Below are 22,530 nucleotides of genomic sequence, written 5' to 3' on the forward strand. Positions count from 1 at the left end.
TAGATGTTTTAACGGAATAGGTTCATCACCCGCATTACCGCTAAAATAGTTGATCTCTTCTGCTTTAAGCACTTCTTGCTGACCATCAACAGTAAAGATTAATGCTTCATCTTTAGGTGCGAACAGCATTTGTTCAATCACATCAGCTTGCTCTTTCCCTAAAGCAACAAGACGTGTACCACGTCCTTTTTTATTCATTTCATTTAGCTGTTCTGCTGAAATGGCTAAAATACGTGTTTTATCAGTGATGATAATAAACCAGTGTTGCTCATTTTTCTTCTGAGGATCAACTAAGAACGGTGCTAATAATTCAGTCTCTTCAGAAACCGTCAGTAGCCCTTTACCTGTCTTATTCTTTGTTTCCATCTCATCGTAAGAGAGAACAGAACCATAACCTTCTTTTGTCGCCAGTAAATACTCTTGCCCCGCACTTCCCGCTAACATGTATTTCACGCTGGCATCAGGTGGGAAAGTTAACTTGCCTGTTAATGGTTCGCCTTGGCTACGTCCTGAAGGCATATCATTTGGGCTTAGGGTATAGCTACGTCCCGTAGAATCAAGGAATAGAACAGGCTGATTACTCATACCACGTACTGCACTGTGATAACTATCCCCTGCACGATAACTCATGCCACTAGGATCAATATCATGTCCTTTCGCATTACGTACCCAACCCATTTCAGACAATACAATGGTGACAGGCTCTGATGGCAACATATCTTGTTCATTTACCACTTTCGCCTCTTCTTGAGGACGGATTGGCGAACGACGATCATCACCAAATTCTTTTGCGTCGGCTTCAATTTCTTTTTTCAGTAAAGTATTTAAACGACGTGGTGAACTTAACAACTTCTCAATGCTATCGCGTTCTTTTTCAAGCTCATCACTTTCGCCTTTTAGTTTCATCTCTTCAAGCTTGGCTAAATGACGTAAACGTAACTCTAAAATAGCTTCGGCTTGAATATCAGATAACTCAAAGCGGCGCATTAATTCTGCTTTTGGCTCATCTTCATGACGGATAATTTCAATCACTTCATCAATATTGAGATAAGCAATTAATAAACCTTTGAGAATTTCTAAGCGACGTAAAACTTTCTCTAAACGGTGATTTAAGCGGTTTGTGACTGTTTGGCGACGATAAACTAACCACTCATTTAAAATAGTCAGTAACCCTTTTACTGCCGGACGGTTATCTAACCCAATCATATTGAGGTTAACGCGATAACTTTTCTCTAAATCAGTATTCACAAACAAGTAGTACATCACTTGTTCTAAATCGACGCGATTACTACGAGGAACAATAACAAGCCTAGTTGGATTTTCATGATCAGATTCATCACGCAAATCTTCAACTAAAGGTAGTTTTTTGGCACGCATTAATGCGGCAATTTGCTCAAGTACTTTAGCGCCAGAAACTTGATGAGGTAATGCAGTGATCACCGCACATCCTTCTTCTTTCTGCCACACAGCCCTCATTCTGACAGAGCCACGCCCTGTTTTATAAATCTTTTTGATATCGTCTTGAGCGGTAATAATTTCAGCTTCAGTCGGATAATCAGGGCCTTGAACATATTGCATCACATCAGATAATCCCGCATCAGGATTATCTAAAAGCATCACTAAAGCTTGTCCTACTTCACGCGCATTGTGTGGCGGAATATCTGTTGCCATCCCAACAGCAATACCGGTTGTACCATTAAGCACAATATTAGGTAAGCGTGCAGGCAACATTTTCGGCTCTTGCATCGTGCCGTCAAAGTTAGGGATCCAATCTACCGTACCGTGTCCTAATTCACTCAATAATGTTTGTGAATATTTAGAAAGGCGTGATTCGGTATAACGCATCGCGGCGAAAGATTTCGGATCATCCGGAGCCCCCCAGTTACCTTGCCCATCAATTAATGGATAACGGTAAGAGAATGGCTGAGCCATCAGCACCATAGCTTCATAACATGCGCTATCACCATGTGGGTGATATTTACCTAGCACGTCACCAACAGTACGGGCTGATTTTTTAAATTTGGCGCTATTGCTTAAACCTAGCTCTGACATCGCATAAACAATACGACGTTGCACAGGTTTTAGCCCATCTCCAATAAAAGGCAATGCACGATCCATAATGACGTACATGGAGTAGTTGAGATAGGCATTTTCTGTAAATAAGTGGAGCGGTTGGCGCTCTACACCATCATGAGTCAATTCACTCATTCAATTTTTTCCTCAGACTCTTGTGGTATCCATTACACTTCGATATCAACTTCATCGCCTTTTTCTTGTAACCAATTTCGGCGATCTTCAGAGCGTTTCTTCGCTAACAACATATCCATCATGCCTAGGGTTTCTTGATAATTCTCATCATCAATCACCAATTGCACTAAACGACGCGTATTAGGATCAAGCGTTGTTTCACGCAGTTGAAGTGGGTTCATCTCACCCAATCCTTTGAAGCGCTGTACGTTAGGTTTTCCTTTTTTACGGCTTAGTCGTTGTAAAATGGCATTTTTTTCTGATTCATCAAGGGCATAATGAACTTCTTTACCTAAATCGATACGGTAAAGTGGTGGCATCGCCATATAAACGTGCCCTTCCTTAACAAGAGCAGGGAAATGGCGCACAAATAAAGCACACAGCAAGGTTGCGATATGTAAACCATCTGAGTCAGCATCCGCAAGGATACAAACTTTACCGTAACGTAATTGGCTTAAGTCATCACTATCAGGGTCCATACCAATCGCTACGGAAATATCATGGACTTCTTGTGACGCTAGCACTTCATCTGAAGAAACTTCCCATGTATTTAAGATCTTACCGCGCAGAGGCATAATCGCTTGATATTCACGATCTCGCGCTTGTTTAGCTGAGCCTCCCGCAGAGTCCCCTTCAACTAAAAACAGTTCGGTATAACGTAAATCTTGAGAAGTACAATCAGCCAATTTACCCGGCAATGCTGGCCCTGAAGTGAGTTTCTTTCTCACTACTTTTTTAGCGGCTCGCATACGACGTTGGGCACTACTAATTGCCATTTCGGCAAGTAATTCACCGATTTGAACATTCTGATTTAGCCATAAGCTAAAAGCATTTTTTACTGCATTTGCAACAAACGCACTGGTTTGTCTTGAGGAGAGTCGCTCTTTAGTCTGCCCTGCAAATTGAGGATCTTGCATTTTCACTGATAATACATAAGCACAACGCTCCCATGTATCATCGGCAGTTAACTTAAGGCCTCTTGGTAGTAAATTACGGAATTCGCAAAATTCACGCATGGCATCTAACACGCCTTGGCGTAAACCATTTACGTGTGTACCACCTTGTACCGTTGGAATTAAGTTAACATAGCTTTCAGTGAGTAGATCGCCACCTTCAGGCAGCCATAACATAGACCACTCAACGGCTTCATTATCACCTTCAAATTTGCCAGTAAACGGCTCTTCAGGAAGGCGAACAAATTCAGCAACAGCTTCACTTAAATAATCGGTTAAACCATCAGCGTAGCACCAGTTCTCTTGGGTGTTATTTACTTTATCAACAAAAGAAACATTAACGCCCGGGCACAGTACCGCTTTGGCTTTCAATACGTGAGATAAACTTTTAGACGAAAAACGAGGAACATCAAAATAAGAGCCATCAGGCCAAAAATGTACACTCGTTCCTGTGTCTCGTTTTGCACAGGTGCCAATTTCGTGTAACTCTTCAACTTTATCGCCATTTTCAAAGGCAATTTGGTAAATTTTGCCATCACGACGAACAGTTACTTCAATACGCTTTGAAAGGGCGTTAACAACCGAGATCCCCACACCATGCAACCCGCCAGAAAATTGATAGTTTTTATTAGAGAATTTTCCTCCGGCGTGGAGGTGAGCTAGGATTAACTCGATAGCAGAGACTTTAAGTTCAGGGTGAATATCGACGGGCATTCCTCGCCCGTTATCGATAACTTCGATAGATTGATCTTCATATAAAATGACATCGACCTTCGATGCGTGTCCCGCAAGCGCCTCGTCCACGCTATTATCTATCACTTCCTGTGCCAAATGGTTCGGTCTTGTTGTATCTGTATACATCCCCGGACGGCGACGTACAGGCTCTAGACCATTAAGAACCTCAATATCCTTTGCGTTATAACTTGATTGAGTCATTGTTTTAATCTGCGGTTCGCTGTTAGAAAAATACTGTTTATAATAACAGGTGTTGGCGGCAATATGATATTAATTTTCGGCTAGATACATCAACCTACGTTTTACAGGTTAATCGACCGAAAGGCTAAATTATCTTTAAAAATTGAATAATTTTCGGAAAAAAACGTTCAAAACCCACAAAAGCATGGTTTCCATCCGATTCTATGGTTTGCCTACACGCGCCAAGATATGAGACAGCTTGACGATAATCAAGTATTTCATCTCCAGTTTGTTGAAGCAACCAAATAAGTTCAGGTGATGTGATTGTGGGAATACGCAAAGCAAGCAGCTCATCCATATGATGAGGTTCTAGCTTATATTTTTGATGTGTATAAGGATTTTCGTTCTCCCCCAAGAAGTCTTGCAAAAGATCGAACGGTCGTATCGCAGGATTAACAACAACCGCAGGTAAGTTAAAACGTTGAGATAACCAAATAGATAAATAGCCTCCTAATGATGAGCCAATTAATCCAAGTTTGTCATCGGCACTCTCTTTAACTAACGTTTCAATTAACTGAGCGGCTTCTTGAGGGTAGGGTGGCAATTGAGGAACTAACAATTCAATTTCAGGATGAGTCACTTCAAGCCATTGGCGAAAAGCCTGCGCCTTTGCTGATTTAGGTGAGCTATTAAAGCCATGTAAGTAAAGAATACGAGGCATAACTTAATAGCCATCCGCATCAAGATCAGGACAAAACTCAGTACCCGCTAAACGATAAACCTGTGTGTCAATTTTGCCCTTCTCATCAGATGAAAGTGACATTTCCAAATAGCGCCAGCCCGGAGAAACAGTATCTAATGTAAAATTTGTACAATGAGGGCGAAATTGAATACACGTAGAAGGTGTCGCCAACAAACGAATACCATTCCACATTTCATCCATTTCTTGGTGAATATGGCCACAAAGCATCATTTTTACTTGAGAGTGATCTTTTAAACGCTCAGCCAATTCTTGAGAATTTCTTAAACTGTGTTGATCTAACCATGTACACCCTGAAGGCATAGGATGATGATGCAACAAGATAATCGTATCTCTGTGCTTTTGACTTTCAAGGCAGCGTGTTAGCCAATCTAACTGACAATCTGATAACTCACCATGAGGAACACCTTGAATTTGGCTATCTAATAATAGCATTTGCCAATTATCACCAATCAACACTTGTTTAGCTGACAAAATTCCTGCCTGATTTAAAGCATCAATCATCGCAGGTTGATAGTCATGATTCCCCGGCAACCAAACACAAGGAGGTGTTAGCGTCGCAATACCATCAGCAAAATGCTGATAAGCTTCAAAGGTTTGATCTTGAACTAAATCACCTGTCGCAACAATCAAGTCAACATCAAGACCCTGCTCTCTAATCGCATTTAATACCGCATGGTAGCTACGATAGGTATTAATGCCCAGCAGAGTGTCTTCCACATTAGCAAAGAGGTGGGTGTCTGTGATTTGTAATATTCTTACGGTGTTTTTGTGTTTCACCGATAATTCAAGCTGGCTTTCCAAAAGGTTTCCTTGTTTCACTCTCATTAGCCGTTATGTTAACGTATTTTCGTAGTAAAGATCTGCCAACCAATACACATTTCAAAAGATTAGTGAGAAATATTCTCGCTTTCAATCACGTTTTTTTCACTTCATTTTATAATTTAATTCATTTGATATCGTACACTTAGAGATAGTTACTCTACTTGATAATATTACTAAAAACATCCTTTAAAGATTGATTAGTGTATTAAATTACTGACCAACGCTCTCTTAATGCAATATGATGAAGTTGTAACCATTGAAGCGCGATAACAGATGCTGCATTATCAATAACGCCTTCTTCAACCCAACGATAGGCTTGTTCTCGGCTCACGACATGAACACGAATATCTTCGTTCTCACACGCTAATCCATGAATACCTTTTGCCGTTGTTGCATCAACTTCGCCAACATAGACATGCATTCTTTCACTCGTACCGCCGGGACTTGAAAGATAACTCACAATAGGTTCACATCGTCCAACAACAACCCCTGCTTCTTCTTGGGCTTCCCGTCTAACAACATCTTCAGGGCTTTCCCCTTGTTCGACCATACCCGCAACCACTTCAAGCAACCAAGGTGTCTCGCTGGTTTCATACGCAGGAATACGAATTTGCTCAATTAACACCACTTCATCACGTTTAGGATCATAAGCGAGCAAAACACCAGCATTGCCTCGTTCAAAAACCTCACGTTTAACCTCTTCACTCCATCCTCCTTCAAAAAGGCGATGTTTAAAGCGATATTCGGTCATGCGAAAAAAGCCTTTATATAAATCTCTTTGACTGAGCAATTTCACATCTTCACGACCGTATAAAAATGGTGTATTTTCCCTTTTCTTCATACAATGTTCCTTAAGTTACATTTAAGAGTCTTTTTATTGCTTACGTTTAATACAGATTTAAAGAAATTTGCCAACAATTCATGTAAAGTTAATCTAAAATAAAAGGATATGGCACAAATGGCTACCCCTACTTAGGGAAACAATCTGCTAGAATTATCCCCAATCAAGATTAACAGAGGCAACTCAGCGAAACTGTTGCAACAAGGAATTAAAATGAAAAAACTGCTCTCTCTTTTGGTCACGATGAGTTTGGCAGGATTCAGCACTGCAAGTCAGGCTGAGGATCTGCTCCAAGTTTATCAAAAAGCAAAGGACAGTAACCCTGAGTTACGCAAATCATTAGCTGAACGAAATCAAGCTTTTGAAAAAATTAATGAAGCTCGTGGCTCATTATTACCACAATTAGGATTAGGTGCATCTGCAGATTATAAAAGCGGCTACCGTGATGCAAGAGATACCGAATCCAATTCTATTGGTGCAAATTTAACGCTGACTCAAAGTGTGTTTAACATGGCTTTATGGCGCCAATTAAACATTCAAGAAAAAACAGCGGGCATGAGCGATGTGACTTATCAAACAAGTCAGCAAAAACTGATTTTAGATACCGCGACCGCTTACTTTGATGTTTTGCGTGCTATCGATTCACTGTCATTTATTGAAGCGCAAAAAGAACAAGTTTACCGTCAGTTAGATCAAACAACTCAACGTTTTAACGTAGGTTTAGTGGCAATTACTGACGTACAAAATGCGCGTGCAAATTACGATAGCGTACTGGCACAAGAAGTAGCTGGTCGAAATCAATTAGATAATGCATTAGAAAAACTACGCCAAGTAAGTGGTATCTATTACATTAATCTTGCCTCACTCAATATTGCTCGTTTTTCAACAACCTCACCAGACTCTATTGAGAAACTGCTAAAAGATGCTGAAGAGCGTAACTTAAGTTTATTAAGTGCACGTTTAGGTCAAGATTTAGCGCGCGAAAATATTCGCTTAGCGCAATCAGGTCACTTACCAACAGTAGATTTAAATGCATCAACTGGCGTATCAAATAGCCATAGTCACGGCAGCGCATTACCTCCAGCAACAGCAGGTAATAGTCGCAATAGTTACAATGGTCAAAATAGTATTGGTTTGTCTGTTAGTATCCCTCTGTATACTGGTGGCAGAACAAGCTCACAAGTTGAACAAGCACAATATGGTTTTACTAGTGCAAGCGAACAATTAGAATCGGTTTATCGTTCGATTGTCCAAATCGCTCGTTCTTCTTATAACAATATTTCTGCGTCAATCAGTAGCATTAAAGCGTATCAACAAGTCGTTGTTTCTGCGCAAAGTTCATTAGATGCAACTGAAGCGGGTTACCAAGTGGGTACTCGTACTATTGTTGATGTGTTGAATGCCACAACAACACTTTATGATGCAAAACAGAAATTATCTAACGCGCGTTATGACTATTTAATTAACCAATTAAATATTGAATATGCTCGCGGCACATTAAATGAAAATGACTTAATTCAGTTAAATAATGCACTGGGTGCAGAAATTTCTACTTCACCAGACAGCATTATCCGCCCGTTAACAAGCCCTGCTCTTAACGTTGCGCCTTAATTGTAAATTAAGAAGTTAGTCACTTATAAAAAACCGCTTTCAGCGATAAACTGATAAGCGGTTTTTTTTATGCTTTCTCTTCACATAAGATATTGTGTTATGGATTAAATTAAGATCTCAACAATATCTATATTCTTGTATTAACAAATACCTTAATTACAATTAGGTTAAAAAGAGAGGATTTACCTAATTTCATTACCCTTAACCTTATAAAGATCACAAATTTCTGGTTATCCCTGATGATTAGGCGTTTCTTATTTATTTTCTAGACTATTTAACCTATCCTAGCTTTTATTTTGAACGTTTTACCTTTTATGGATCTTATCAATATGCCAATGAAACGTACCAAATCGATTAATCGTGATGCTTTCCGTAAAGCATTTCGTCCTTATCGTCTGGCGCCTGTTGCAATCGCCATCACTGCTGTATTCGCGCTTTCAGGATGTGAAGAGAGCGATGAGACAGTTTCACTGTATATGAATGCACAAGAATGTGCTCAAGCGAATCCTTCACAAGCAGCACAGTGTGAAGACTCTTATCGCACTGCATTGCAAGAAGCACAGCGTACCGCACCTAAATACGCAACATTAGAAGACTGCGTAGCTGAATTCGGTGATGCGCAATGTACTCAAACAGCGTCTATTGATGGACAGCCTGTTAGTACTGAAAATGCCAATAATTTAAGCCCAGACAGCTCACAAATGGCTCAAGCTAACTCCGGTGGTAGCTTCTTTATGCCATTAATGGCGGGTTATATGATGGGTCGCTTAATGGGTGGCGGTGCGCCAGCACAACCTCTGTTTAGTTCGCGTAACCCAACAAGCCCTGCAAATGGTAAATTTGTGGATGCAACAGGTCGTAACTACGGCCCTGCGGTTGGCGGTCGTCAAATGAACGTACCAAAAACAGCGATGACACCAAAACCATCAACAACCTCAACGGTAACTCGTGGTGGCTTTGGTAATACGGTTTCAAGACAAGCAGCTGCTCAACGTACCAGTGCAACAAATAATAACCGTAGCTCAACCGGTTCATCTTCTTACCGTTCAGGTGGTTAATTAAAAACCATGAAACGTGAAAATATCATTGAACGCCCGGATTGGCGTGAAAAAGCAACGGAATTTGGCTTTAACTTTCATACAATGTATGGCGAGCCTTATTGGTCTGAAGATGCTTATTATCAATTCTCAATGGAAGAGGTTGAAACGTTAGAAGAAACGACAGAAGAGTTGCATCAGATGTGCCTACAAGTCGCTGATAAAGTGGCTAATAGTGAAGAATTACTGACTCGCTTTCAAATCCCGCGTCACTGCTGGGATTTTGTGCGTGATTCATGGAAATCGTCTCAACCTTCACTCTATTCACGTCTTGATTTAGCGTATGACGGTAAAAGTCCGGCAAAACTGTTAGAAAATAATGCAGATACTCCAACTTCTCTGTATGAATCTGCTTTTTTCCAATGGATCTGGCTTGAAGATCAAGTCAATGCAGGTCGTTTACCGCAAAATGCCGATCAATTTAACAGCATTCAAGAGAAATTAATTGATCGATTCGCAGAGCTTCGTGATCAATACGGAATGCGTTATCTGCATATGTCTTGTTGCCAAGATACTGAAGAAGATCGTGGTACAGTTCAATATCTACAAGATTGTGCTGAAGAAGCCCAAGTAACGACTGATTTTGTCTTTATTGAAGATCTGGGTCTAGGCGAACGTGGTGAGTTAACTGATCTGCAAGATCAGATAATCAGCAATATGTTTAAGCTTTACCCTTGGGAATTTATGTTCCGCGAAGACTTCTCAACTAAACTGGCTGATGCAGGTATTCGTTGGTTAGAGCCTTCTTGGAAGAGCATTATTTCAAATAAAGCATTACTACCAATGCTTTGGGAGATGTTCCCTAATCACCCGAATCTACTGCCTGCATATTTTTATGACGGTAAAGCGCCTGATTCATTATCGCGTTATGTTATCAAGCCACTGTTTTCACGCGAAGGTGCAAATATTCGTATTGTTGAAAACGGCAAGGATATTGCTGTCGCAGATGGCCCTTACGGTGAAGAAGGCTTTATTGTTCAAGATTTCCATCCACTGCCAAAATTTGGTGATAGTTATACATTAATTGGTAGCTGGCTGGTTAACGACCAATCCGCAGGTATTTGCATTAGAGAAGATAGAGAGCTTATTACTCAAGATCTCTCCCGCTTCTATCCGCATATTATTTTAGATTGATCTAAAATCGATTATATCTGTATTCAAACACCTCATAGTTAATTAACTTTGGGGTGTTTTTATTTTTACTCGTTAATTTGTCTTCTTAGCGCCAATATCTTCTCGACGGTATCTTGTAATTCAATGTTATTTTCATTGTTACTTATTCGTAAAGCTAAATTCCATTTACACAATATTTTGGCATGTTGGCTAAGTTCAGGGCATTTATGTAAACGATTATTTTTTTCTAACCAATCAGCAACAACAGACCAATCCCATAATGGAGATTGACCTTTTATCCGCTGAATGGGTGAAGGGAAATTTCCATCACCTCTTAAACCATCTTTTAATAATGCTATTGCCTGTCGTGTTAATCCTGTTAGCTCTGCAATGTCACTTAAACCTACCATTGTAGAATCTACAGACTCCACTCTTATTTTCATCCCTGTTAACTCAACATTCATTATTGCAGAACTGATAGCTTCATCTAATGAATTTGCATTTCTATCAAATTCTAAATATACAGATTTCCCATAAAAACAGACTAAAGCATCATTACAACCATTTTCAAATAGCGCATCTTCCAATCCATCGATATCACTCGATACACCTGATAATGTTAATGTAAAATTAAATAAAGGCATCGTTATTCCTCTAAATTCATCCCGATAAAAGCGACCTAAGTCGCTTTATTTACTAAAAGATCAAAAACACTGATTAACCTTTCTTATTATCTGCTTAGCATGATTTTCCATATTTGATGGCGTGCACCAAATACTTATCTGATGATTTTTATGTTCATTAGCTGGATTGCCACAACGTAGTTTACAAAATGTATGTGAATGACTACCTGAAGCAATCCATACCCATTCATGCTCTAAAGCATATTCAATAGCAGATTGAATATGCTTATTTGGATGTTTCTTCATTAACCTCCAATAAACTTAATTTAATATCGAACGTTGACAAATGTCAACAAAAAATCTCAATAATAAATATTTATATTGAGAGATAAAAAAGCTTATCAGAATTCTCTTTTTATAAAAATAAAATCAATATAAACAAATAGTTAAATATATTTATTATATCTATATAGAAAATTGGAAAGGTCAATAACGAGGGAAATATAATGAGTCGATACATTATATTTAATATAAAAAAGGCCAAATTCTATAAAATGAATTTAGCCTTTTATTTCTATCAATTAGTTTTATTGGGTGGTTCTATTGGGTAGTTTTATCCAATTTGAAACGTCATCATGCTTAGTGATTTATTCACAATATCATTATTCAGCACTGTTACCTTTTCACCCTCTTGTTTTAAACCTAATAGATACAACGCAGGTAAAAAATGGTCGGGTGTAGGATGCGCTAATCGCCCTTCTTCTGTTGATAAAATCGTAAATAACGCTTCTGGCACATTATCGCTTCGTAAGCTGTTTTCGACTGTCTCATTAAAGGCTAATGCCCAAGAATAAGGCGTCGCATCGCTATTTTGCCAATCCATCATTCTTAAATTGTGAACGATATTACCGCTACCAATAATTAAGACGCCTTCTTTACGTAATTCAACCAGCTTTTGCCCCAATTCATAATGCCATTGTGCTGATTGGCGTGCATCAATGCTTAATTGAACAACAGGAATATTTGCATTGGGATACATTTTTTCGAGTATTCCCCAACTCCCATGATCTAATCCCCATTGATCCATATCGAGTTTTAATTTAATCGGATCGATAAGATCTTCAATCAGTGCGGCTAAGCCTATCGAGCCTCGCGCTGGGTATTCTATTGCGTATAACTCTGGTGGAAATCCATAGAAATCATGAATTGTCTTTGGTTGCGACATTGCTGTTACATAAGTCCCATCGGTATACCAATGAGCTGAAATCACTAAAATCGCTTTAGGTTGAGGAAGCGTTTCCCCTAATTTTGACCAGAGGCGAGTATATGTATTATCTTCTAATACATTCATTGGACTACCATGCCCAATAAACAGCGCTGGCATCATTTTTGTTTCCATAACCACCTCTTATGGCGAGTGTTCTTATCACATAAGCATACTGCCTTCTTACTTGAAATATAGTCAAAGAAGTATGAAATAGTTATTCAAAAAATATGAAAAAAGCCACCTAAGTTTCCTTAAGTGGCTTGATATAAGTGTGTGTGTTTTTCAGTGTCGTTTATAACATGTTAATTTCAGCCAGCTTTTTTCTCCTCACGAAGACGATAAGCCACTAAATCTTCAATAGTTAACACAGGCATATTGTGCTTTTTAGCAAAAGTAATTACTTCTGGTGCTCTTGCCATTGTGCCATCGTCATTTGTTAATTCGCATAACACTGCAACAGGTTTAAAACCGGCTAAAGTTGCTAAATCAATCGACGCTTCAGTGTGTCCACCACGCGTTAACACACCGCCAGGTTGAGCACGTAATGGGAATACGTGACCAGGACGATTTAAATCACTTGGTTTTGCATTGTCAGCAGCCGCTGCACGTACTGTGGTTAAACGATCAGATGCTGAAACACCCGTTGTTACACCTTGTGCTGCTTCAATCGTGACCGTAAATGCCGTATGAAAATGACTGGTGTTATTTTCCACCATCATAGGCAAATCAAGTTGTTGACGGCGTTCTTCTGTAATGCATAAACAAACAATGCCACTGCCATGACGAATAGACATCGCCATTTGTTCTGTGGTCATCGTTTCTGCTGCGAAAACCATATCGCCTTCATTTTCGCGGTTCTCGTCATCGAGCACCATTACGCCTTTGCCAGCACGAAGGGCTTCTAGAGCAAGTTCAACACGCTCAAATGGATTACCGAATTCGGAAAGTAGCGTCTGATTCATGGTAAAAAAACCTCAATAATTAATGAAAGTTACCAGAATCAGGGCAGTCTTAGGAGTGGATCTCTGCTTAATAAATACACAAGCAGAAACAACAGGAATGGATACAATGATCCTACTGATGCTATTTTATTCTCTCCCATCCAGACTTTAACTGTCGGCTCCAGAATCACACTGGATCTGCTGACCTTTGCATTACAATGGCAACACAAAGCGCTCGCGGGCTTTACCTAAGTATTCAGGTATCTACCGCCGGTGGGGACTTTCACCCCGCCCTGAGATTAACGGTGAAACTATACGCTTTAAAATTATAAGAGGCAATCATCAATCGGCGACAATCTTTGTTTCATCACATAATCATTTTATGACATACGGTTATTTAACTATTTATAATAAAAAAGTAACAATAATCTTGATATCTGGTTTTATTCCCTCTGTCCTCATATTACACTTAGCCTCAGCTTTCTATTTTATTTGTGAGGACATCCCATGTTGGACCCGAAAAAACTTGAACAAGTCGCGCGCCAAATCCAAAACGTTCTGCCACAGGGCATTAAAGATTTTGGTGATGACATTGATAAAAAAATCCGCACTGTTCTGCAATCTCAATTAAACAAGTTGGATTTAGTCAATCGCGAAGAGTTTGATGTACAAACTCAAGTTTTATTACGTACTCGTGAAAAACTTAATCGTTTAGAACAACGTTTAAATGAGCTAGAAGCTGGTCTACTGGCAAAACCTCAAATTGAAGTTTCCCAAGTTGAAGAAGTTGAAATTGTGGTAGAAACTCAAGCTGAAAATAAGGCTTAATCTATTCACTTTATTGCTTGTTTTAGTAATAAAGAAAAAACCCTGTATCTCACAAAGACACAGGGTTATTTTTTATAACCTTAATAATCCATTAGCAACTATTTTAATTCCGGCCAATAGTCTTTATTTGCTTCAATTAAATCATCTAAAATCGCTTTCGCGACAGTCGCACTTGGTACAGTTTTAGACATCGTAATGGCTTGCCACAGTTTTAAATAGGATTTTTCAATCCACGCTTCTACCACTAATTTTTCAACTGCAACTTGTTGGCTCATCATTCCTTTTTGAAATAATGGAATTTTACCCATTACCAAAGGCTCTGGGCCATGACTTCCGACAATACAAGGGATCTCTACCATCGCCTCAGGATCAAAGTTAATAATTGATCCGTTGTTAGGAACGATCAGTAGCATTCTTTCTTGGGTATTAAACGCAATAGCTGTTGCTAGATCGACAATGTAAGAAGCGTGTTCATCAATCTCAAGATGCCCTGCCGATGATTTACCTGCATTAGTAATGGCACGACAAGCGCTGAACACATTCTTTTCTCTGTGCTCCATCACTTCATTCGCACGAGTATGATGAGGATCAGAATGCTCAACAACATAATCAGGGAATAAATAATACTTCAAGTAAGTGTTTGGCATTGTTGCTGGATCTAATGCCCACACATCTTTTGCTTTACCGAATGTATCATTCCAGCTGGCTTCAACTGGCTCACCAGCCACTTTTGGAATATACCCATGTTCAGCAACATGTTTACGGATCACAGGCAGTAAATCATTCCCCTGTAAATCTTCAACTTGAGTCCACCAGCCAAAATGATTTAAACCGTAGTAACGAACTCGCATCTCTTTACGTGATTTTAATCCTGCAATTTGTGCCATACGTGATTCAATGCCAATTGGCATATCACAAATATTTAAGATCTTCGCATTAGGTTTTAAACGACGAGTAGCTTCAGCGACAATTGCAGCAGGGTTAGAATAATTTAGCATCCATGCATTTGGTGAATATTTTTCCATATATTCAACCAACTCTAAGACTCCCCCAATAGAACGCATACCATAAGCAATACCACCAGGCCCACAAGTTTCTTGTCCTAATACACCATGGCGCAAAGGAATTTTTTCATCTTTTTCACGCATTGGATATTTACCAACACGGATATGCGCCATAACAAAATCAACATCCGTAAAGGCAGTTTTAGGATCTGTGGTATAGCAAAATTCAATTTCAGGTGCCTTTTCAGTAAGAATTATTTCACAAGCTTTAGCAATGGTTTCTTGCCGCTCGGCATCATTGTCATAAAATTTGATGGCTCTTAATGGAAAACGTTTTAAATTTTCCAGTAGCATCAAAATAATACCGGGTGTAAATGTACTACCGCCACCTGCAATTACGACTGAGAACTTCTTCATTATATAGCCTCCGACAAGATGATTTTTTGTGTATCTTCTTTCATAAGTTGTTCAATTTTGTCTCTCACTTGAGAAACATGTAGCCCGATAATGATTTGTAATGCATGGCCTTTACGCACCACACCATGTACACCGAGCCCTTTGAAATAAGCATCCGTTTCAACTATTTCGTTATCTATCACTTCAATACGTAAACGTGTTGCACAATTATTTAAGGATTTGATATTTCTACTTCCCCCTAAGCCTTCAAGAATGCCTTTAGGAAGTGCGAGTTTGCGATCTTCTTTTGCTGTTTTTGAACTATCTGAAACTTGTGACTTTTTATTTTTATAGTCTTGTTTGCTATAAAGTTTTATCTCTTCGTCATCTTCTTCACGACCCGGTGTTTTTAAATTAAGTTTGATAATTAATGTTCTAAACACCACAAACCAAATCATTGTAAAAATGAGCCCTATAACTATTTGCGTGATAATCATTCCGTAATGGTTATGAAACATTGGGATCCAATTCATAGGAAGAAAATTGTCGATGATCCCCCCACCCATATTTCCAACAACCCCAAAGTGATAAAGCGTTGTCGCTAATGTGGCGGCTAACACGGCATGAATGGCAAACAATAACGGTGAGATAAATAAAAATGTGAATTCTAAAGGTTCTGTTATTCCCACAAATACAGCGGTCAATGCAGAAGGTATAAGTAAACCCGCAATCTTGGCTCTATTTTTAGGCGCGGCAGTAAAATAGAGAGCTAGCGCTATACCAATAGAGCCAAAAACTTTGCTATTACCATGTAGCGCAAAGCCACCTTCAGGAAATAACTCTTTTAAAGATTGTGTACTTTGACTGAAATATTGCATATTTTGAGCCCAATCAACTTGAATACCGTGTTCAGTGACTGCTGGGCCAAAAATAAAAGGTCCATAAATAAAATGATGTAAACCAGTAGGAATTAAAATACGCTCAAGAAAGGTATATATCCAAACACCTAAAGAGCCTGATTCAACCATAAACACTTGCAAAGATTGAATACCAACTTGCACTTTAGGCCAGAAAAATAATGTTATCCACGCTAAAGGTAACATCACAAAAAAACTAATTAATACAACATAAGATGTTCCCTGAAATATACCTAGAAATACAGGAAGCTGTTTATCGAAATAACGGTTATGTATACTTGTTACAATACCAGCAATAATAATTGCACCAATAATACTAGTATCTAATGTTTTAATACCGGCAATCATTGTAAGGCCACTATTTCCGCCAACTTCATTTGTAAAGTCCACGCCGAAATAACTTCCCCAAACAATACCCATAGCATTAATAAAATAATTCCAAGTGAGAAAACTCACCATAACGGCAAGGCAAGCTCTTGCTTGTGCTGTTTTGGCTAAACCTATTGGTAAACCAATTGCAAAAATAAGAGGCATATTGCGAAAAACAGTCCATCCACCCTCTTCAATAATATGAACAATTTGAGCAAATAAACTATCAGGTCTTAATAAATCTTCACTAATAAATAATGGATTCTGTAATAGAATTGCAATGCCTACAACAATACCTGCAAAAGGAAATAGCAGGACAGGGGTAAACATGGCTCCACCAAATCTTTGTATTTGACTGAGCATAAAAATATCCTCTTATTTACTGCTACTGGGACGACATACTATTTAATTTATTTTTATTCTGTAAATTCAGATTAGATTCTTTTCTCTTTATTCTCTCACTCGAAATGAGTTATTCGTGATCTAATTCATATTAATCTTTCAAGTAAAGTGATCTACCTTTTTGTAAAAAAGCAGATCACTTTTTATTTTTTGATAACGTTCACATTTTCAAACTACAAATCATTTTGCTATATATCAAAACATTAGACTCAGATATTCTAAATATAGAAAACTATTTTTTAGAATAAAAAGAGGTATAAAAGTGATCTATAAAGACATTGCAAAAAGCCTAAGAATTCAAATAAATTCGGCAGGATATCAAATTGGTGACACATTACCGGCTGAAAAAACATTAGCAGAGCAATACGATGTTTCAAGGATGACTATCCGTAAAGCTATAGATTTACTGGTTATCGCAGGTTTATTAGAACGGAAGCAAGGTTCAGGGACTTATATTAAAGAGAAAGATGTTCATCATGAAAATGCAAGCTTAAAAGGCTTTGTCGAATTAATGGCAAATACAGGCCACAATGTAAGAAGTGAAGTTATAGAATTTAGTGTTATTCCCTGTCCTTTATCTATTGCTAGCAAATTACGAATTAATTCAAATGAACGTATTTTTTATTCAAGGCGAATACGTTACGTTGATAATAAACCGCTTATTGTTGAAGATAGTTATATGCCTGTTAAATATTTTACTAATTTAACATTAACCCATTTAGAAGGCTCTAAGTTTGACTTTATTGAGAATGTTTGCCAAATAAAAATAGCGGGAAGTTACGAAACATTTCATCCTATAATGCCAGACAACAATATTTGTCAATTATTAAAAATAGAAAATAACATTCCAATATTAAGACTCAGCACATTATCATACAGTATCCATGGTGATTATATTAACTATTCAATCATGTATAGAAACACTCAAGATTATATTGTTGAGTATCATTTAAAACGAGAACAATAATTATTGATAATATTAGAACATAATAATTAGTCACCATAACAAAAAAAGCACCCCGTAGAGTGCTTTCTTTTAAGCTTAATAAAAGAGCTTAATTATTTCTTTTTAATTGCGTTAATGATATTTGTTGTAGAAATACCATCTTCAAAATTCAGCACTTTTACTTCACCACCTGCTGCCCAAACTTCTTTACTACCTGCGATATCTTCAGGCTTATAATCGCCACCTTTAACTAAGATATCCGGTAATACAGAGGCAATTAAGCGCTGTGGTGTATCTTCTTCAAATGCAACAACCCAATCGACTGCACCTAAAGCACCTAAAACTGTCATGCGCTGCTCTAATGGGTTAACAGGACGACTTTCACCTTTTAATCGCTTAGTAGACGCATCACTATTTACAGCAACAATAAGGCGATCACCTAATTTACGTGCGTTCGCTAAATAGCTAACGTGACCTGCATGAAGAATATCAAAACAACCATTCGTCATAACGATACGCTCACCACGTTGACGCGCTAATTCGACAGCTTGTTTTAGTTGCTCTTCTTCCATCATGCCGAAACCGTTGTCAGAACGACCACGGATTGCATTTTCAAGCTCGATAGGTGACACCGTTGATGTCCCTAATTTACCGACAACAACACCCGCAGCTGCGTTAGCAAGGAAACAGGCTTCACCTAAAGGTTTACCAGCAGCTAAAGAGGTTGCTAATACGCCAATTACCGTATCACCAGCACCAGTAACATCATAAACTTCTTGTGCTTGAGTTGGTAAATGCAGTGGGGCTTCATTAGCACGAAGTAAGCTCATTCCGCGCTCTGAGCGAGTGATAAGCAGCGCTTCAAGATCTAAATCTCTAACTAATTTTGTGCCTTTTTCCACCAGCTCTTCATCGGTTTTACAAACACCAACGACTTGTTCAAATTCAGACATATTTGGCGTTAATAACGTTGCACCGCGATAACGTTCAAAATCAGATCCCTTAGGATCGATTAATACAGGTACACCCGCTTTTTTTGCCAGTTTGATCATCTCTTGAACATGAGAAAGCGCCCCTTTGGCATAGTCTGATAAAACCAATGCACCAATAGAAGGCAATGCTTGCTGAATACGTTCATAAATAGGTTGAGGATCAACATTGCTAAATCCTTCTTCAAAATCAAGACGGATTAATTGCTGATTACGAGAAAGAACACGTAATTTTGTGATCGTTGGATGTGTCGCAACAGAGACAAAATCACAACGCACATTGACCTGATTTAATGTATTGCTCAATGCTTTTGCGGCTTCATCAATACCGGTTAAACCCACTAAACGCGAATTAGCACCAAGAGACGCGATATTCATTGCAACGTTTGCAGCCCCGCCTGGTCGCTCTTCTGTGGTATCTACTTTGACCACTGGCACTGGGGCTTCTGGTGAAATTCGACTTGTTGGGCCATACCAATAGCGGTCTAACATGACGTCACCGACAACCAACACATTGGCCTTATTAAAATCCGGCAGCGTTACTTTCATCCCATACTCCACATTTATTTTCAAAATAAGCCGAAATAATACCATAACTTGTTAGGCAAAAAGAGATACACATAAGACTTCATGCCAACAAACCATTACTCTTGTTCACCGAGCCACTTCAGTTTGCTTTTTAATACGCACTCTCGCTCTGCGATAAAACAATGATTATCCACAATGGCAGGTAATGCTTGTAGCGCCAGATGATGCAATTCATTACGTAATGTGACATAAGCATGTGTTAAAGCGAGAGCTTCATCTTCATCCATTACTTGATGTTTTGCCATTAACTCAAAAATACGCACATTATCAGACCAACGAGTTAAAGCTGGATATTGGTGAGAAAAACGCAATACTAAATATTGTGCGATAAATTCAATATCGGTAATGCCGCCAGATGAAGTTTTTAAATCAAACTTATCTGTTTGTGTTGGTGCAAGATGCTGCACCATTTTTTTACGCATATCGCGCACTTCATTTTGTAACACATCAGCATCACGAGAAAGACATAACGTTTCATGACGAATACGTGAAAACATCTGTTGTAATTCATCATCGCCGTAAATCATTCTGGCACGAATTAGCGCTTGATGCTCCCAAGTCCAAGCTTCATTTTTCTGATATTCATCAAAAGCTTGAATAGTACTAACCAACATACCGGATTCACCTGAAGGGCGTAAACGCGCATCGACTTCGTACAACACACCAGAAGATGTTCTGGTACTAAATAAATGGATAATACGCTGTGCTAAACGCAGATAAAATTGGCGGGCATCAATCTGTTTAGCCCCTGTTGTCACCGTATTTATTGGACAATCTAATAAAAAGACCAAATCCAAATCAGAGCTATATCCTAGCTCCCATCCCCCCAATTTACCGTACCCAATGACTGCAAAACCCAATCCATCACGATGAGCTAAATGTTCAGGCTCACCATAACGTTTCACCATATATGACCAAGCTTGATGAACAACAGCATGAATAATAGCTTCAGCTAAATAGGTTAAGTGGTCGCTAACCTTCATGACTGGTAATACACCTGTAATATCTTCAGCAGCGATACGTAGTAATTGGGCTTGCTTAAACTGGCGCAATGCTTCTAATCGTTGCTCTTCATCTTCTTCCGGTACACGTAATAAATATTGGCGTAATTCATCACGATACGCATCTAAAGGCAGGGGTTGATAAAGAGAGTTAGGATCAAGTAATTCATCTAGCAATAAAGGGTGAAGCGCTAATTGTTCAGCGATCATCGGTGATGCCGCACAGAGTCGTATAACATGTGTTAAAACTTCATCCGACTCTTGCATCAGCTCTAAATACGTTGTACGACTCACAATGCTTAATAGCAGAGGCGTCACACGTTGTAGTGTCACTAGAGTTTGAGGTTGCTGGCAAATTTTAGCTAATAGTTTGGGCATTAAGGCATCAAGAACATCACGTCCTCTCGGTCCAATCGTTCGCTTGCCAATATCTTGTCGAAAATTCTGTAACGTCTGATTTATCGCCCCAAGAGCTTCGATGGTTAATGTTTCATGAAATAATGGCGACGTTTCAGGCAAACGCCCAAGTAACCAAAGACGCTTAAATTCAGAGATATCATCTTCATCATCATTCTCGTCTTCTTCACCAATCAATTGCGTGAATATCACGGAAACCGCCTGCATCTTATGGTTAATTTCTTGATAAAGCGTTTCCCAATCATCAAATCCCATTGCAAAAGTTAACCGTGCTTTATCTTCTTCACTTTCAGGTAGGGTTTGGGTTTGTTGATCGCCAATAGATTGTAGTAAATTTTCTAATCGACGAAGAAAAAGATAACTTTCAGTGAGTTGAGCGGTTTCTTGTGACGTTAACAGCTCAAGTTTAGTGATAACATTAAGCACTGTTAATAATGAATTACTTTGTAACTCAGGCTCTCTTCCCCCGCGAATTAGCTGGAAAACCTGAGTAATAAATTCGATTTCACGAATACCACCAGAGCCTAATTTTATATTATCAATCATACCACGACGGCGTACTTCACGACTGATCATGGATTTCATATTTCTAAGTGATTGGATAACACTAAAATCAATATAACGACGATAAACAAAAGGACGCAACATTTGCCGTAAAACTTGGCAATACTCTTTCTTTTCTGCACCTAGCACACGCGCTTTGATCATCGCATAGCGTTCCCAATCGCGCCCTTGCTCTTGATAATAATCTTCCAGTGCTGCAAAACTCATTACCAAAGGACCGCTTTCACCAAAAGGGCGCAATCGCATATCAACACGATAGACAAAGCCATCAATGGTATGTTGATCCAAAGCCTTAATAAGCTTTTGACCTAAGCGAGTAAAAAACTGTGCATTATCTAATTCTCGGCGTCCACCTTGCGTAAATCCATTTTCAGGATAGGCAAAAATTAAGTCGATATCAGAAGAAAAGTTAAGTTCAAATCCACCCAGTTTTCCCATTCCTAAAATCAGTAATGGCTGAGGTTTTCCCTCATTATCACAGGGAGTTCCCCATTGTTGGCAACATTGCTGATAAAGCGTATCTCTCGCGACACAAATTAATGTTTCAGCCAATACGCTCAAATGTTTTAGTGCACAAGGAATATCGCCTAATTGAAAAAATTGTAGCCATGCAATGCGCACTAATTGTTGATGACGAAATTGGCGTAAGATCCGCATCACATCATCTTCATTATCAATATTGGCTAATTTTTCTGTTAATTGAGACTCATAACTCTGCCATTCCACACTGGTTGGTGGATTTTGCCTGATATCCGTCAACCATTGCGGATTAACGTGTAAATGCTCTGTTGCAAAAGGGCTAAAAGCAAAAAACTGTTGTTCAAGCTCACTAAAAGGCGCTAACGCATTTAATTGAGAAGAGAACCCACACTGCGCTTTATTCCACAATTGTTGAAATACACCGATAACAGACATA

17 protein-coding genes, 1 pseudogene and 1 riboswitch are annotated in these 22,530 nt (G+C 38.9%); of the genes and pseudogenes, 5 read left to right on the forward strand and 13 right to left on the reverse strand.

The annotated features are described in order from the left end of the window. Positions 1-27: 27 nt before the first annotated feature. From parC to nudF, 5 genes and pseudogenes are all read right to left on the reverse strand, one after another. Positions 28-2,208, reverse strand: a pseudogene (parC, locus tag EHE21_RS15480) (DNA topoisomerase IV subunit A); the annotation flags it as partial. Between the two features lie 32 nt (positions 2,209-2,240). Next, the gene (gene parE, locus EHE21_RS15485) at positions 2,241-4,136 is read right to left on the reverse strand and encodes a DNA topoisomerase IV subunit B (RefSeq protein ID WP_088494653.1); all 1,896 of its coding nucleotides are present in this window, start codon (positions 4,134-4,136) and stop codon (positions 2,241-2,243) included. A gap of 124 nt (positions 4,137-4,260) precedes the next feature. Further along, entirely contained in the window at positions 4,261-4,836 is a 576-nt protein-coding gene (yqiA, locus tag EHE21_RS15490; protein WP_088494652.1) for an esterase YqiA, read from the reverse strand. A 3-nt stretch (positions 4,837-4,839) separates the two neighbouring features. Further along, positions 4,840-5,679, reverse strand: coding sequence for a 3',5'-cyclic-AMP phosphodiesterase (gene cpdA / locus EHE21_RS15495; protein ID WP_098941962.1), 840 nt, complete (start codon positions 5,677-5,679; stop codon positions 4,840-4,842). 226 nt (positions 5,680-5,905) lie between these two features. Then, entirely contained in the window at positions 5,906-6,541 is a 636-nt protein-coding gene (gene nudF / locus EHE21_RS15500) for an ADP-ribose diphosphatase (RefSeq protein WP_194951162.1), read from the reverse strand. Between the two features lie 213 nt (positions 6,542-6,754). On the opposite strand from nudF, the gene tolC reads away from it, so the two are divergent. From tolC to EHE21_RS15515, 3 genes are all read left to right on the forward strand, one after another. Beyond that, positions 6,755-8,152 (forward strand): outer membrane channel protein TolC, encoded by a 1,398-nt coding sequence (gene tolC / locus EHE21_RS15505; RefSeq protein ID WP_194951163.1) that lies wholly within the window; start codon positions 6,755-6,757, stop codon positions 8,150-8,152. Positions 8,153-8,481: 329 nt separating this feature from the next. Continuing rightward, positions 8,482-9,210 (forward strand): DUF1190 family protein, encoded by a 729-nt coding sequence (locus EHE21_RS15510; RefSeq protein ID WP_072070058.1) that lies wholly within the window; start codon positions 8,482-8,484, stop codon positions 9,208-9,210. Between the two features lie 9 nt (positions 9,211-9,219). Beyond that, the gene (locus tag EHE21_RS15515; RefSeq protein WP_075672907.1) at positions 9,220-10,383 is read left to right on the forward strand and encodes a glutathionylspermidine synthase family protein; all 1,164 of its coding nucleotides are present in this window, start codon (positions 9,220-9,222) and stop codon (positions 10,381-10,383) included. Between the two features lie 65 nt (positions 10,384-10,448). Here EHE21_RS15515 and EHE21_RS15520 read toward each other — a convergent pair whose 3' ends face one another. The 4 genes from EHE21_RS15520 to ribB all read right to left on the reverse strand — a co-directional run bounded on the left by EHE21_RS15520 (position 10,449) and on the right by ribB (position 13,214). Next, positions 10,449-11,006, reverse strand: a complete 558-nt coding sequence (locus EHE21_RS15520) for a helix-turn-helix transcriptional regulator (protein ID WP_194951164.1) — start codon at positions 11,004-11,006, stop codon at positions 10,449-10,451. 60 nt (positions 11,007-11,066) lie between these two features. After that, positions 11,067-11,291 (reverse strand): hypothetical protein, encoded by a 225-nt coding sequence (locus EHE21_RS15525; protein ID WP_072070061.1) that lies wholly within the window; start codon positions 11,289-11,291, stop codon positions 11,067-11,069. A 307-nt stretch (positions 11,292-11,598) separates the two neighbouring features. Further along, the gene (gene ygiD, locus EHE21_RS15530; protein WP_194951165.1) at positions 11,599-12,384 is read right to left on the reverse strand and encodes a 4,5-DOPA dioxygenase extradiol; all 786 of its coding nucleotides are present in this window, start codon (positions 12,382-12,384) and stop codon (positions 11,599-11,601) included. Positions 12,385-12,560: 176 nt separating this feature from the next. Further along, a complete protein-coding gene (gene ribB / locus EHE21_RS15535) occupies positions 12,561-13,214 on the reverse strand; it encodes a 3,4-dihydroxy-2-butanone-4-phosphate synthase (RefSeq protein WP_023582768.1) in 654 nt (217 codons plus the stop codon). A 124-nt stretch (positions 13,215-13,338) separates the two neighbouring features. Continuing rightward, positions 13,339-13,498: riboswitch (FMN riboswitch) on the reverse strand. A 202-nt stretch (positions 13,499-13,700) separates the two neighbouring features. Between ribB and ubiK the strand changes: the two genes are divergently transcribed. After that, complete coding sequence (ubiK, locus tag EHE21_RS15540) at positions 13,701-14,021, forward strand: ubiquinone biosynthesis accessory factor UbiK (RefSeq protein WP_088494644.1); 321 nt, start codon at positions 13,701-13,703, stop codon at positions 14,019-14,021. Positions 14,022-14,119: 98 nt separating this feature from the next. Here the strand turns inward: ubiK and EHE21_RS15545 are convergent, their stop codons facing one another. Both EHE21_RS15545 and EHE21_RS15550 read right to left on the reverse strand, forming a co-directional pair. After that, on the reverse strand, positions 14,120-15,442 hold the full coding sequence (locus EHE21_RS15545) for a 6-phospho-alpha-glucosidase (protein ID WP_088494643.1): 1,323 nt from the start codon (positions 15,440-15,442) through the stop codon (positions 14,120-14,122). Further along, positions 15,442-17,070 (reverse strand): alpha-glucoside-specific PTS transporter subunit IIBC, encoded by a 1,629-nt coding sequence (locus EHE21_RS15550; RefSeq protein ID WP_194951166.1) that lies wholly within the window; start codon positions 17,068-17,070, stop codon positions 15,442-15,444. The genes EHE21_RS15545 and EHE21_RS15550 overlap by 1 nt, the downstream gene beginning before the upstream one ends. Positions 17,071-17,371: 301 nt before the next feature. On the opposite strand from EHE21_RS15550, the gene EHE21_RS15555 reads away from it, so the two are divergent. Further along, positions 17,372-18,076, forward strand: a complete 705-nt coding sequence (locus EHE21_RS15555; protein ID WP_088494641.1) for a GntR family transcriptional regulator — start codon at positions 17,372-17,374, stop codon at positions 18,074-18,076. A gap of 92 nt (positions 18,077-18,168) precedes the next feature. Here EHE21_RS15555 and hldE read toward each other — a convergent pair whose 3' ends face one another. Beyond that, entirely contained in the window at positions 18,169-19,593 is a 1,425-nt protein-coding gene (gene hldE, locus EHE21_RS15560) for a bifunctional D-glycero-beta-D-manno-heptose-7-phosphate kinase/D-glycero-beta-D-manno-heptose 1-phosphate adenylyltransferase HldE (RefSeq protein ID WP_194951167.1), read from the reverse strand. Between the two features lie 95 nt (positions 19,594-19,688). Further along, entirely contained in the window at positions 19,689-22,529 is a 2,841-nt protein-coding gene (glnE, locus tag EHE21_RS15565; RefSeq protein ID WP_194951168.1) for a bifunctional [glutamate--ammonia ligase]-adenylyl-L-tyrosine phosphorylase/[glutamate--ammonia-ligase] adenylyltransferase, read from the reverse strand. Position 22,530 lies beyond the last annotated feature (1 nt).

Source organism: Proteus sp. GOKU, from assembly GCF_015475555.1.
Lineage (GTDB): Bacteria > Pseudomonadota > Gammaproteobacteria > Enterobacterales > Enterobacteriaceae > Proteus > Proteus mirabilis_B.

Excerpts from the sequence above, each read along its gene's own strand:
- EHE21_RS15545 (WP_088494643.1), bottom strand. The coding sequence starts at position 15,442 with ATGAAGAAGTTCTCAGTCGTAATTGCAGGTGGCGGTAGTACATTTACA.
- glnE (WP_194951168.1), bottom strand. The coding sequence starts at position 22,529 with ATGTCTGTTATCGGTGTATTTCAACAATTGTGGAATAAAGCGCAGTGT.
- EHE21_RS15525 (WP_072070061.1), bottom strand. The coding sequence starts at position 11,291 with ATGAAGAAACATCCAAATAAGCATATTCAATCTGCTATTGAATATGCT.
- nudF (WP_194951162.1), bottom strand. The coding sequence starts at position 6,541 with ATGAAGAAAAGGGAAAATACACCATTTTTATACGGTCGTGAAGATGTG.
- ubiK (WP_088494644.1), top strand. The coding sequence starts at position 13,701 with ATGTTGGACCCGAAAAAACTTGAACAAGTCGCGCGCCAAATCCAAAAC.
- ygiD (WP_194951165.1), bottom strand. The coding sequence starts at position 12,384 with ATGGAAACAAAAATGATGCCAGCGCTGTTTATTGGGCATGGTAGTCCA.
- tolC (WP_194951163.1), top strand. The coding sequence starts at position 6,755 with ATGAAAAAACTGCTCTCTCTTTTGGTCACGATGAGTTTGGCAGGATTC.
- EHE21_RS15550 (WP_194951166.1), bottom strand. The coding sequence starts at position 17,070 with ATGCTCAGTCAAATACAAAGATTTGGTGGAGCCATGTTTACCCCTGTC.
- EHE21_RS15515 (WP_075672907.1), top strand. The coding sequence starts at position 9,220 with ATGAAACGTGAAAATATCATTGAACGCCCGGATTGGCGTGAAAAAGCA.
- ribB (WP_023582768.1), bottom strand. The coding sequence starts at position 13,214 with ATGAATCAGACGCTACTTTCCGAATTCGGTAATCCATTTGAGCGTGTT.
- hldE (WP_194951167.1), bottom strand. The coding sequence starts at position 19,593 with ATGAAAGTAACGCTGCCGGATTTTAATAAGGCCAATGTGTTGGTTGTC.
- yqiA (WP_088494652.1), bottom strand. The coding sequence starts at position 4,836 with ATGCCTCGTATTCTTTACTTACATGGCTTTAATAGCTCACCTAAATCA.
- EHE21_RS15510 (WP_072070058.1), top strand. The coding sequence starts at position 8,482 with ATGCCAATGAAACGTACCAAATCGATTAATCGTGATGCTTTCCGTAAA.
- parE (WP_088494653.1), bottom strand. The coding sequence starts at position 4,136 with ATGACTCAATCAAGTTATAACGCAAAGGATATTGAGGTTCTTAATGGT.
- EHE21_RS15520 (WP_194951164.1), bottom strand. The coding sequence starts at position 11,006 with ATGCCTTTATTTAATTTTACATTAACATTATCAGGTGTATCGAGTGAT.